At 54.4% G+C, this 10,691-nt stretch carries 14 protein-coding genes and 1 tRNA gene; 14 read left to right on the forward strand and 1 reads right to left on the reverse strand.

Features of this window, described 5'->3' with window-relative positions; genetic code table 11:
• Window positions 1-54 precede the first annotated feature (54 nt).
• From SIB42_RS00685 to prfA, 11 genes are all read left to right on the forward strand, one after another.
• Window positions 55-606 (forward strand): adenylate kinase, encoded by a 552-nt coding sequence (locus SIB42_RS00685; RefSeq protein WP_067095295.1) that lies wholly within the window; start codon window positions 55-57, stop codon window positions 604-606.
• A gap of 47 nt (window positions 607-653) precedes the next feature.
• A complete protein-coding gene (rpmJ, locus tag SIB42_RS00690; protein WP_066904998.1) occupies window positions 654-770 on the forward strand; it encodes a 50S ribosomal protein L36 in 117 nt (38 codons plus the stop codon).
• Between the two features lie 102 nt (window positions 771-872).
• A complete protein-coding gene (gene rpsM / locus SIB42_RS00695; protein ID WP_067095292.1) occupies window positions 873-1,238 on the forward strand; it encodes a 30S ribosomal protein S13 in 366 nt (121 codons plus the stop codon).
• Between the two features lie 57 nt (window positions 1,239-1,295).
• Window positions 1,296-1,688 (forward strand): 30S ribosomal protein S11, encoded by a 393-nt coding sequence (gene rpsK / locus SIB42_RS00700; RefSeq protein ID WP_066904496.1) that lies wholly within the window; start codon window positions 1,296-1,298, stop codon window positions 1,686-1,688.
• 45 nt (window positions 1,689-1,733) lie between these two features.
• The gene (locus SIB42_RS00705) at window positions 1,734-2,672 is read left to right on the forward strand and encodes a DNA-directed RNA polymerase subunit alpha (protein ID WP_067095289.1); all 939 of its coding nucleotides are present in this window, start codon (window positions 1,734-1,736) and stop codon (window positions 2,670-2,672) included.
• 36 nt (window positions 2,673-2,708) lie between these two features.
• Window positions 2,709-3,059, forward strand: coding sequence for a 50S ribosomal protein L17 (rplQ, locus tag SIB42_RS00710; protein WP_067095286.1), 351 nt, complete (start codon window positions 2,709-2,711; stop codon window positions 3,057-3,059).
• 23 nt (window positions 3,060-3,082) lie between these two features.
• Window positions 3,083-3,970, forward strand: a complete 888-nt coding sequence (gene truA / locus SIB42_RS00715; RefSeq protein ID WP_067095283.1) for a tRNA pseudouridine(38-40) synthase TruA — start codon at window positions 3,083-3,085, stop codon at window positions 3,968-3,970.
• 156 nt (window positions 3,971-4,126) lie between these two features.
• Complete coding sequence (gene rplM, locus SIB42_RS00720; RefSeq protein ID WP_067095280.1) at window positions 4,127-4,579, forward strand: 50S ribosomal protein L13; 453 nt, start codon at window positions 4,127-4,129, stop codon at window positions 4,577-4,579.
• Window positions 4,576-4,980 (forward strand): 30S ribosomal protein S9, encoded by a 405-nt coding sequence (gene rpsI, locus SIB42_RS00725; RefSeq protein ID WP_066904513.1) that lies wholly within the window; start codon window positions 4,576-4,578, stop codon window positions 4,978-4,980. Before rplM ends, rpsI begins: the two co-directional genes overlap by 4 nt.
• Window positions 4,981-4,988: 8 nt before the next feature.
• Complete coding sequence (rpmE, locus tag SIB42_RS00730; RefSeq protein WP_067095277.1) at window positions 4,989-5,258, forward strand: 50S ribosomal protein L31; 270 nt, start codon at window positions 4,989-4,991, stop codon at window positions 5,256-5,258.
• A 135-nt stretch (window positions 5,259-5,393) separates the two neighbouring features.
• A complete protein-coding gene (gene prfA / locus SIB42_RS00735) occupies window positions 5,394-6,491 on the forward strand; it encodes a peptide chain release factor 1 (RefSeq protein WP_067095274.1) in 1,098 nt (365 codons plus the stop codon).
• A 10-nt stretch (window positions 6,492-6,501) separates the two neighbouring features.
• Here the strand turns inward: prfA and SIB42_RS00740 are convergent, their stop codons facing one another.
• The gene (locus SIB42_RS00740; RefSeq protein WP_067095271.1) at window positions 6,502-6,999 is read right to left on the reverse strand and encodes an HNH endonuclease; all 498 of its coding nucleotides are present in this window, start codon (window positions 6,997-6,999) and stop codon (window positions 6,502-6,504) included.
• A gap of 73 nt (window positions 7,000-7,072) precedes the next feature.
• Between SIB42_RS00740 and alr the strand changes: the two genes are divergently transcribed.
• The 3 genes from alr to SIB42_RS00755 all read left to right on the forward strand — a co-directional run bounded on the left by alr (window position 7,073) and on the right by SIB42_RS00755 (window position 10,690).
• A complete protein-coding gene (gene alr / locus SIB42_RS00745) occupies window positions 7,073-8,254 on the forward strand; it encodes an alanine racemase (protein WP_067095268.1) in 1,182 nt (393 codons plus the stop codon).
• A 34-nt stretch (window positions 8,255-8,288) separates the two neighbouring features.
• A tRNA-Ser gene (locus tag SIB42_RS00750) sits at window positions 8,289-8,377 on the forward strand.
• 705 nt (window positions 8,378-9,082) lie between these two features.
• Window positions 9,083-10,690 (forward strand): TolC family protein, encoded by a 1,608-nt coding sequence (locus SIB42_RS00755; protein ID WP_082825041.1) that lies wholly within the window; start codon window positions 9,083-9,085, stop codon window positions 10,688-10,690.
• Window position 10,691 lies beyond the last annotated feature (1 nt).

The raw sequence follows: 10,691 nt of genomic DNA on the forward strand, positions 1-10,691 counted from the left end.
TGGTGGATCCTCAACACCTGCTGACCTCGTCTACCCCAACCACCCAGAATCGCCATGAAACAACGTCTTCTGTTTGTGGGCCCGCCCGGTGCCGGCAAAGGCACGCAAGCGGCCCGCCTCTGCGAAAAGCACGGTCTTCGGCACCTGTCTACCGGCGATCTGCTCAGAGCTGAGGTTGCCGCAGGCAGTGAGCTTGGCAAGGAAGCGGAAGCCGTGATGAACCGGGGCGAGTTAGTCACAGACAGCCTGGTGCTGGCAATCGTCAAGGCACAACTCTCTGCTCTCAATGGCCAGGGCTGGCTGATGGATGGCTTTCCGCGCAACGTGGCGCAGGCCGAGGCACTGGCGCCACTGCTTCAGGAACTCGATCAAGCGATTGAAAGTGTCGTATTACTCGAGCTGGATGATGCAGTTCTGATCGAGCGACTGCTGGGCCGCGGTCGTACTGACGACAACGAGGAGGTGATCCGCAACCGTCTTGAGGTCTACAAGCAGCAGACAGCCCCTCTGATTGATCACTACAGCAGTCAGAACCTGCTGGCCAGAGTGCAAGCCAACGGCAGTGTTGACGCCATTGCTGAGCGAATTGAAAGCATTGTTGCTTGACCCGCTGTGTTACGTTAGCTGTTTGCAACAATGGAGAGCTTCGCCCCATGAAGGTGCGTTCCTCAGTTAAAAAAATCAGCCCTGACGATCAAATCGTCAAGCGCAGAGGTCGCATCTACGTGATCAACAAGAAGCGCCCTCGCAACAAGCAACGCCAGGGCTGAAGCCTCGGTCTGCTGTCTCAAGGCAGGGTCCCTGTCCCTGCCACCCTGAATTGAAGACTTCCCAGGCAAAGGAAGTCATTGTCCACCTCGATTAATTGCTCAGTGGCACGGATTGCTGGTGTCGACATTCCCCGCGAAAAGCGGATCGAAGTCGCCCTCACCTACATCTACGGAATTGGCCCAACACGGGCCAGAACCATCCTTTCCAAGGCTGGTGTCAACCCCGACATCAGGGTGAAGGATCTAGAGGACGGTGATGTGCAGAAATTGCGCGGTGCCACCGAAGCCTTCACCATCGAGGGTGACCTGCGCAGGCAGGAGGGGATGGCACTCAAGCGCCTGCAGGACATCGGCTGCGTACGTGGTCGTCGCCATCGCATGAGCCTCCCGGTGCGTGGACAGCGAACTCGCACGAATGCGCGGACCCGTCGCGGAGCTCGCAAAACCGTGGCCGGCAAGAAGAAGTAAGCCGCTACGGCCCATTCGGACCCTTCAGTTCCTTAAGCCCCCTCCATCTCCAGGCCCATGGCCAAAACAGTCAAAAAATCAGGCCCCAAGAAGGCCAAGCGCAACGTTCCCAACGGCGTTGCCCACATTCAAAGCACCTTCAACAACACGATTGTTTCGATCACCGATACCACTGGAGAAGTCATCTCCTGGTCTTCGGCAGGTGCCAGCGGTTTCAAAGGTGCACGCAAAGGCACACCATTTGCTGCTCAGACTGCAGCCGAAGCAGCCGCCCGCAGAGCTCTCGAGCAGGGCATGCGCCAGATCGAAGTGCTTGTGCGTGGCCCCGGATCAGGTCGTGAAACCGCGATCCGTGCTTTACAGGTTGCAGGTCTGGAAATCACGCTGATCCGTGACGTCACTCCACTGCCTCACAACGGCTGCCGCCGTGCCAAGCGTCGGCGCGTCTGAGCCAACGCGTCCCCGTTCAGGTCCCTCTCTCCCCCGACTCAGACCGTGTTGCAATACCAGATCGACCGTATCGAGCATCAGATCGCTGACGATCGCTCCCAAACCGGTGTGTTTCTCATCGGCCCCCTTGAGCGGGGCCAAGCCACAACCCTGGGTAATTCCCTGCGGCGTGTGCTCATGGGCAACCTTGAAGGCACAGCGGTTACAGCAGTCCGCATTGCCGGCGTCAATCACGAGTACGCGACCATCCCGGGAGTTCGGGAGGACGTGCTCGACATTCTGCTGAACTGCAAACAGATCACCGTCAACAGCCGCACAAACGATCTGGAGATCGGCCGTCTGGTGGTTGCTGGCCCTGCAACGGTCAAAGCCCGCGATTTGCAGTTCTCCTCCCAGGTCCAGGTGGTGGATGGTGAACGCGTGATCGCCACGGTGAGCGATGGCTACAGCCTCGAGCTCGAGGTTCATGTGGAACGCGGCGTGGGCTATCGCCCAGTGGATCGTCACAACGAAGACACCAGTGCCATCGATCTTCTTCAGATCGACTCCGTGTTCATGCCCGTGCACCGGGTGAACTTCACCATTGATGAAACGGCAGTAGCTGAGGGTGGTTCCGCTCGAGAGCGCCTACGCATGGAAGTGGTGACCGATGGTTCGATCACACCTGACGATGCCATTGCTCAGTCCGCAAACCAGCTGATCGAGCTCTTCCAACCGCTCGCCACCGTCACCATGGTGGAAGAAGTTCCGGTAGAGCCTGAGCCCACAGCTGAAGCTCAGATTCCTCTCGAGGAATTGAATCTTTCTGTGCGTGCCTACAACTGTCTGAAGCGCGCTCAAGTCAATTCCGTTTCCGATCTGATGGGCTTCAGCTACGAGGATCTACTGGAGATCAAGAACTTCGGTTCCAAGTCGGCTGATGAGGTGATTGAAGCGCTTGAAAGGATCGGCATCCAGATCCCCCAAAGCCGCACCAGCGTCTGACTCTTACCCGCCCTTTACTGCAGCCCCTTCAGAACCATGCGCCACCAATGCCGAGTCCCAAAGCTGGGACGCCCCGCTGACCAACGCAAAGCCATGCTTCGCGGCCTCACAACTCAGCTGATCCGCGAAGGACGCGTCACCACCACCAAAGCTCGTGCAAAAGCACTGCGTGACGAAGCTGAACGGATGATCACACTGGCCAAGGAGGGCAGTCTTGCTTCCCGGCGCAGGGTTCTGGGATACGTCTACGACAAGCAGCTGGTGCATGCTTTGTTCGAGAAAGCTCCTGATCGCTACAGCGATCGCAAAGGTGGCTACACCCGCATAACCCGCACCGTTCGTCGTCGTGGGGACAATGCCGAGATGGCCATCATCGAACTGGTCTGAAGTCCGGCTCCAGCGTCACGGAAATCACCATCCCAAAACCGTCGGCTGATTCTGTCGGCATCCGTCTCAAACGGATTGCTCTCAGTCTCCAGTACGAGGGTTCTTCATTTTGTGGATGGCAACGTCAACCCAACGGCACCAGTGTGCAATCGGTTCTCGACGAGGCCATCTCAGCGCTCGACCCCCATCGGCCGATACAGACCGTGGCAGCGGGGCGAACGGATGCTGGCGTGCATGCATCCGGCCAGGTGGTTCATTTCGACAGCTGCGGAGCGATTCCAGCCAGGCGCTGGGCCCCAGCTCTCAATGGCCGTTTGCCGTCCTCGATCCGGGTGCGAGAAGCGGTGGAACGCCCACTTGGATGGCACGCCTGCTACTCCGCCAGCTATCGGCGTTATCGCTACACCCTCTACAACGGTCGAAGGCCGAACCTGTTTCTGTCGCCCTGGAGCTGGCATCGCTATCAGACACGGCTCGATGAAAAGGCGATGGAACAGGCGCTTCGTGGCCTGCTGGGACTTCACGACTTCGCAGCGTTCCAACGCGCAGGAAGCCGACGATCCCACTCACGGACAACGATCCAGGACGTGTCCATTCAGCGTCAAGGAGACCTGATTCACTTTGAGATCCAAGCCAGCGGTTTTCTCTATGGAATGGTGCGTCTGCTGACGGGCCAGCTCGTAGCTGTGGGAGAGCATCGATTGACCCCGGAGCACTTTGAACGCCGTTGGAGAGAACGTCGCCGCAGTGAAGTGAAAGATGGAGCACCAGCGCAGGGACTCTGCCTGCTGCGCGCTGGTTATCCGGAAACCATCTTCAGCAAGGGCGGCTGGTACGATTGCCAACCGACGTTTTTTCTGGCCTCAGAGGACCCACCCCCGGAACCTCCCCCATGGCCAATCAGTACCTAAGCGGTCGATTCCACTCAACTGACCCGATCAGTGGGGGAACCACCGACAGGTAGAGTCGTTCTTTGAGCTCTGTCCAGCACGCCACGGCGTGACTCAAGCTCCCTGCCCAGCTTCGTCGCTCGCGACGGGGCATAACCGAACCGGCATGCCGGCGCGATGAACAAGACCTCTGTCCCCTCCATCGATTCAATCGACCGCCAGTGGTATCTGGTTGACGCTGAGAATCAAACGCTCGGCCGCTTAGCGACCGAAGTAGCTTCCGTGCTCCGCGGCAAGAACAAAGCCAGCTACACCCCGCATCTCGACACCGGCGATTTCGTCGTTGTGGTCAATGCCGACAAGGTGAAGGTGAGTGGCAGCAAGCCGCAACAGAAGCTGTACCGCAGGCATTCCGGACGCCCAGGTGGGATGAAGGTGGAGACCTTCGCTCATCTGCAGGAGCGTCTTCCTGAGCGAATCGTGGAAAAAGCCATCAAGGGCATGCTTCCCCACAACGCTTTGGGTCGCCAGATGTTCCGCAAACTGAAGGTGTACAAGGGTGCCGATCATCCGCATTCCGCCCAGCAGCCTCAGCCCCTGCAGCTTGATCCCGCCGCTTCCGCCAAATGAGCACGTCTAATTCCGTCGTTTACTGGGGCACAGGTCGCCGTAAGACCTCAGTTGCCCGCGTTCGCCTGATCCCCGGCAACGGCACGATCACCATCAATGGCCGGCCTGGAGATAACTATCTCAACTACAACCCTGCATACATCGCTGCCGTCAAGGCTCCATTGCAGACGCTGGGTCTAACCACTGAGTACGACGTGCTCGTCAACGTCAGAGGTGGTGGTCTAACCGGACAGGCTGATGCCATCAAGCAGGGCGCTGCCAGGGCTCTGTGCGAGCTCTCCTCCGACAACCGCAAGCCTCTGAAAACGGAAGGTCACCTCAGCCGTGACCCTAGGGCTAAGGAACGTCGCAAGTACGGTCTCAAGAAAGCCCGCAAAGCTCCCCAGTTCTCCAAGCGCTGATCCCTGTCATGCCCAAGCCCGACATTCATCCCACCTGGTATCCCGACGCCAAGGTGATCTGCAATGGAGAAGTGGTCATGACCACTGGCTCCACACAGCCCGAAATCCATGTGGACGTCTGGAGCGGAAACCATCCGTTCTTCACAGGCACCCAGAAAATTCTCGACACCGAGGGCCGAGTGGATCGCTTCATGCGCAAGTACGGCATGGGCAGCACCGCCAGTGTCAACGACGAGAAAACAGCTCCCGCCAAGGACGAAGCGAAGAAGGAAGCCTGATGCGCTCTGCAATCGACGCAGAAGCGATCGGTCGCCACGATTTTTGCCCCCGAATGCAGACCAAACTCTGCTTTCGGGGCTTTTTTCTGAAAGGACATCACCATCAGGTCCTTTGCCGACCATGCTTCTGAGGCCATGGACTCCTCAACACTGATCAGCCGTCTTGAGGCCGCGACCAGCAGTTTCCACAATCTGGAACGCCAGCTCGCTGACCCTGATGTGGCTTCAGATCCGGATCGTCTGCAATCTGTGGCCAAAGAGCGTTCACGCCTTGAACCGCTGGTCGTCGACTACACCAGCCTGCAGAACGTTCTCCAGGAAAGGGAACAGGCGCGGACGCTGCTGCGTGAAAGCCGCGGCGATGCCGAGATGGAAGAACTCGCTCAGCTGGAACTGCAGTCTCTGGAGCAACGCCATGACGAACTGATCCAGCGGCTGACGCTTGCATTACTGCCCCAGGATCCGCGCGATCAACGCAGTGTGATGCTGGAAATCAGAGCCGGTGCCGGCGGCGATGAAGCCTCGCTCTGGGCCGGAGATCTTGCCCGCATGTATGAGCGATTCAGCAGCCGTCGTGGTTGGACAGTCCAGCCTGTGAGCGCTAGCGAAGCCGACCTTGGCGGTTACAAGGAACTGATTCTTTCGGTGAAAGGCGATGCCGTCTTCAGCGAATTGAAATTTGAAGCCGGTGTACATCGTGTACAGCGTGTCCCCGCCACCGAATCCCAGGGCAGGGTGCACACATCCACGGCGACGGTGGCTGTGATGCCAGAGGCAGATCCCGTGGAGGTTCAGATCGAACCCGGTGATCTAGAGATCAGCACGGCTCGATCAGGAGGAGCCGGCGGACAGAACGTGAACAAAGTGGAGACAGCCGTCGACCTGCTGCACAAACCGAGCGGCATCCGTGTGTTCTGCACGCAGCAACGCTCCCAGCTCCAGAACCGGGAACGGGCCATGGAGATTCTGCGAGCCAAGCTCTATGAGCGACAGCTCGCCGAAGCCAATGAAAGGGAGAGTTCAGCCCGCCGCTCCCAGGTGGGTACGGGCGACCGCAGCGAAAAGATCCGCACCTACAACGCCAAAGACAACAGGGTCACCGACCACCGACTCGGCAGAAATTTCAGCCTTGAGTCCGTTCTTCAAGGACAAATGGAAGATGTGATCGGTGCCTGTGTCGCCGAGGAACAGCGCAGCAAACTGGAGCAACTCAGCCAACAGAGCGACGATTAACCAGAACGGTTCAGGCGCCGATCACATATTTGGCCCATTCACTGTGGCGACCTGAATCAATCTGGCGAACAGCTTCGAAACTCAGACTGCTGAGGGGACGTCGCGGAACCCGCTTAAGAGGCATGCCGGCTTCAGAGGGGGTACGACTGGCTTTGCGCACATTGCAACTGGTGCAAGCCGTGGTCACGTTGTCCCAGGCATCGGTTCCACCTCGGCTGCGAGGAATCACATGGTCGATGGACAGGAGTTCGTGGCTTCCGCAGTACTGACAGGTGTGATTGTCACGCTGAAACAGATTGCGGCGTGTCAGTGGCACCTGGCGAAAGGGAACTCGCACAAACTGACGCAAACGGATAACCGTTGGCAGATGCATATCACTGCGAACAAGGTGCTTGGAATCGTGTTCCAGACCCTCAGCTTTGCCCTTGATCATCATCACGACGGCTCGTCGCCAGGTGGTGATGTTCAACGGCTCGTAGGACGCATTGAGAACGAGAACCTGGCCCATGCCAGCTCCCTGATTACACGCCATGCTATCGGGGTCACAAGGCCAGCTTTGTGACCTTCACTACCCAGTCCCGATGCCTGACCTGTCCGCCGATCGCCCTAGCCCCACCGGCCCTGAAACGGCTGCTGGCGCTGACCCGCGACAGCGAGCCTGGATGGAGGTGTCGGCTTCAGCCGTTGAACACAACGCCAGAGCGTTGAAGCGGTTGCTGGCATCGGACTGCTCCCTGATGGCGGTCGTCAAGGCTGACGGCTACGGACATGGCGCCAAAACAGTTGCCCAGGCCGCCATCTGCGGGGGGGCGACCAGCCTGGGAGTCGCCACCCTGCAAGAGGGAATTGAATTGCGACGGGCCGGGCTGGAGTTACCGGTCCTCGTGCTGGGCAATCTCACCCAACCCGAAGAGCTGCGCGCATGTCTGCACTGGCAGCTGATGCCCACGCTGAGCAGCATGCGCGAGGCACTGCTCTGCCAAAACCTCGCCAGTGGCAGCGGCCGAGTGTTCACGGTGCAGCTCAAGCTCGACACCGGCATGTCTCGGCTTGGCTGCCACTGGGAGGACGGGGAACGCCTGACTGAAGCGATCCTCCAGCTCGATCAATTGAATCTGGGTGGGGTCTACAGCCATCTCGCCCTGGCCGATGGCGAACTTGAAGGGCATGCCGATCGGATTACGCGCCTGCAGCAGGAGCGTTTCGAAGCCGTAACACGAAAACACCGACAGCAGGGTTTACAGCGACATCTGGCCAATTCAGCAGGCACCCTGCGTGATCGATCACTGCATCACGATCAAGTGCGCGTGGGATTGGCTCTCTATGGCCATGCACCCAGCACCCATCTGGAGCAAAGCCTGGATCTTCAACCAGCGATGAGCGTCAAAGCTCGAGTCAGTCTGATCCGTGAGGTCGCAGCAGGTGTGGGGGTGAGCTACGGGCACCGCTTCGTCACTAGTCGGCCCAGCCGACTGGCCGTAATCGGCATCGGCTACGCCGATGGCGTGAGCCGCTGCCTATCAGGGCAAATCCACGCCCTGCATCGTGGCCAGCCCCTTCCTCAGGTTGGTGCCATCACCATGGATCAACTGATGTTGGATGTCACCGACCATCCTGACCTTGAGAGCGGTGATGTGGTCACGCTGCTGGGAGGGGATGATCAGGAGGTGATCCGCCCTGGGGACTGGGCAGAACTGTCAGGTTCCATCCCCTGGGAGGTGTTGTGCAGCTTCAAGCACCGACTACCGCGACTAGTGGTCTGAACGGGCACACTGTTGATAGGGTGGCGAGGCCGCTGGAGAGGTGGCTGAGTGGTTGAAAGCGGCTCCCTGCTAAGGAGTTACAGGAGGCAACTTCTGTCGAGGGTTCGAATCCCTCCCTCTCCGTGCCCTGACGGATCCAGGAAGTCCTAGACCATCCCATGCCCTACTGAGACAGAGACCACGAATTAAAAGGTACCTGGACGTTCCCCCATGATCTGAAGCAGGTCAATTCCTTTTTTGGGTGAGGCTGGAGGAATGGACATAGCCTCAAGTCAGGAAAGAACCGTAATGAGACAACCATCTCGGCGACGAGTTGGTAAAAGACCAGGCAAAGTGCTACTCAAAACCTTAGGACTTAATCCTGAATGCTCTCTTCTACGTCTTGAAAACAATATCAATTCCAAGGCTTGGCTTTTATTAAACAAGCCAATTCCGACAAGATTGAACGAATATGAGAGATTCGTCAAATATAAACTCATCAGAGAATTTAGTCAAGCGTACATCAAGGAAAACTAGACACCACGAATGTCATTAATAAATAAAAAGGCAATGAGTCTATTAGAAATTGCGGGCACAAATCATTGAAATTTGAATATTCGACAAAGGAAAACATCAACTTGTCAAACAAAAGTTGAAAATCGATGCTTAAAAAATAGATAGTTGATCACGAAACCATGAGGCAATTCCTAGCAATGGGGCCCAAAAACCTGATTATCTGTATCAAGGGGCACAGTTTTTGTAAAAAGATGACCAATAGTTCAAAGCCTATTGAAATTCTCAAAACATAGACTATCTTAAGAGGACATTAATGTCCGGGGAAAGCAGGGAATGAGCAAACGCAGAATAATTGCAAGTTTGCTGGTTTGCTTTTTAGGTGGCCAAGATATCGCCAGGGAGCTAGAAGCGTCGGAAACACAAATCAAAAACCTATTCGGCTACGATCAGAATGACTTAAATAAACTAGAGGAAAAGTATAATCAATTAAGCAGCAGAATTGAGGAAAATTCAAATTATATAAGCCTGAATCAGGCATACATAGAGGGGCTAAGAAACAATGCAACACTTAAACAATACTACTACAATGTAGTATCAAAACAATGGGAAAAAGTAGCAGCATTTCGTGAGTGGATGCCCAAGCTATCATTGTATGGATATCCAGCGTTTGGACTTTATAGCTACACGAACAGTACATATTACAAAAATCCAAATTCAACCTCCTCTGGCAGCAGTACCACAACAAACACCACAAATTCGACTGGAACCACGACAACAGTTACAACAACAACGAGTTCAAGCTCCAATCCGTACACATATTACAGTAAACAAAGTGCATTAACTCCATACGCAACATTACAATGGACATTCTTTGATTTAGCAAGAGGTTCTAAAATTTCTGCCAAATCGGAAGAAGTGGAATCAGCGAAATTTGTATTTGATTCAAGCGCAAGAAATATTCTTCTTGATATCGCAAATGCTTATTACTCCTTACAGGCTGAGCTAGAATTGATAAATCAGTACAAAAATATTTTAGAAATAACTCGCAAAAGCATGCTGGCAGTGAATGCACAAAGACAGGCTGGACTCAAAGACTATGGAGATACAGCACAAGTTGCAACACAATATTTTTCGGCATTGAACAAGCTTATAGATTCTCTAAACAATATAATAAGTGGAGGATCAACATTAGCCAAACTTATTCAAGAGGAACCCGACGCTTCACTAATGCTCCCTTCCGATGCATTGACTGCATTAGATGAATGGAATCAAAGCTTGCAAGATTCTCTTAAACATGGATTGGAATTTAATGAGAATATCTACAACGCATTGGCCGAGTCAAAAAGTTATTCACTTCAAAAAGATGCAGAACTCCAATCTTATTGGCCAAAATTATTCTTGTATGCAGTTGGCTACTACAACAGATATAATGGAACGAATTATGCGCCTATAGGCGAAGGCGGCAGTGATTCATATTATGATCAAATATCCAAACAAATGACAGGTCAGATCGGAATTGGCTTCAGCTGGGAATTTGATGGTGGAATTAGTTTAGCGAGTGCAAACTCCTTTGAAAATTTATCTCTTGCAAAGTTAGAGGAAGCAAAAGACAAAAGATCAATGGTTGTTGAGAAGGTCAAAGCATATTACGGTCAGTACGAAACGCAACAAATGAAAATGATCAATACTAAAAGAGGCTTAAGCGCATCAGAAGCTTCTCAAACAATAGCGCTTGAAAAATATCAATTAGGCTTAAGTGATATAACAACACTAGTTCAAGCTATACAACTTTACTCAGCAGCAGTAGAAGATAATATTCACTCGATAAAGAAATACAATGAGGCTATTTCTGAGTTGCACAGGTGGTCGGCTCAGTGGCCATCTGAGATCACAGAAAATATAGTCTACGAATATTTTAACTTACAAACCACAACTAACTAAA

This window comes from Synechococcus sp. MIT S9508 (assembly GCF_047303045.1).
In the GTDB taxonomy this organism is placed as follows: domain Bacteria; phylum Cyanobacteriota; class Cyanobacteriia; order PCC-6307; family Cyanobiaceae; genus Synechococcus_C.

Excerpts from the sequence above, each read along its gene's own strand:
- SIB42_RS00685 (WP_067095295.1), top strand. The coding sequence starts at position 55 with ATGAAACAACGTCTTCTGTTTGTGGGCCCGCCCGGTGCCGGCAAAGGC.
- rpmJ (WP_066904998.1), top strand. The coding sequence starts at position 654 with ATGAAGGTGCGTTCCTCAGTTAAAAAAATCAGCCCTGACGATCAAATC.
- rpsK (WP_066904496.1), top strand. The coding sequence starts at position 1,296 with ATGGCCAAAACAGTCAAAAAATCAGGCCCCAAGAAGGCCAAGCGCAAC.
- rplQ (WP_067095286.1), top strand. The coding sequence starts at position 2,709 with ATGCGCCACCAATGCCGAGTCCCAAAGCTGGGACGCCCCGCTGACCAA.
- rplM (WP_067095280.1), top strand. The coding sequence starts at position 4,127 with ATGAACAAGACCTCTGTCCCCTCCATCGATTCAATCGACCGCCAGTGG.
- rpsI (WP_066904513.1), top strand. The coding sequence starts at position 4,576 with ATGAGCACGTCTAATTCCGTCGTTTACTGGGGCACAGGTCGCCGTAAG.
- rpmE (WP_067095277.1), top strand. The coding sequence starts at position 4,989 with ATGCCCAAGCCCGACATTCATCCCACCTGGTATCCCGACGCCAAGGTG.
- prfA (WP_067095274.1), top strand. The coding sequence starts at position 5,394 with ATGGACTCCTCAACACTGATCAGCCGTCTTGAGGCCGCGACCAGCAGT.
- SIB42_RS00740 (WP_067095271.1), bottom strand. The coding sequence starts at position 6,999 with ATGGGCCAGGTTCTCGTTCTCAATGCGTCCTACGAGCCGTTGAACATC.
- alr (WP_067095268.1), top strand. The coding sequence starts at position 7,073 with ATGCCTGACCTGTCCGCCGATCGCCCTAGCCCCACCGGCCCTGAAACG.
- SIB42_RS00755 (WP_082825041.1), top strand. The coding sequence starts at position 9,083 with ATGAGCAAACGCAGAATAATTGCAAGTTTGCTGGTTTGCTTTTTAGGT.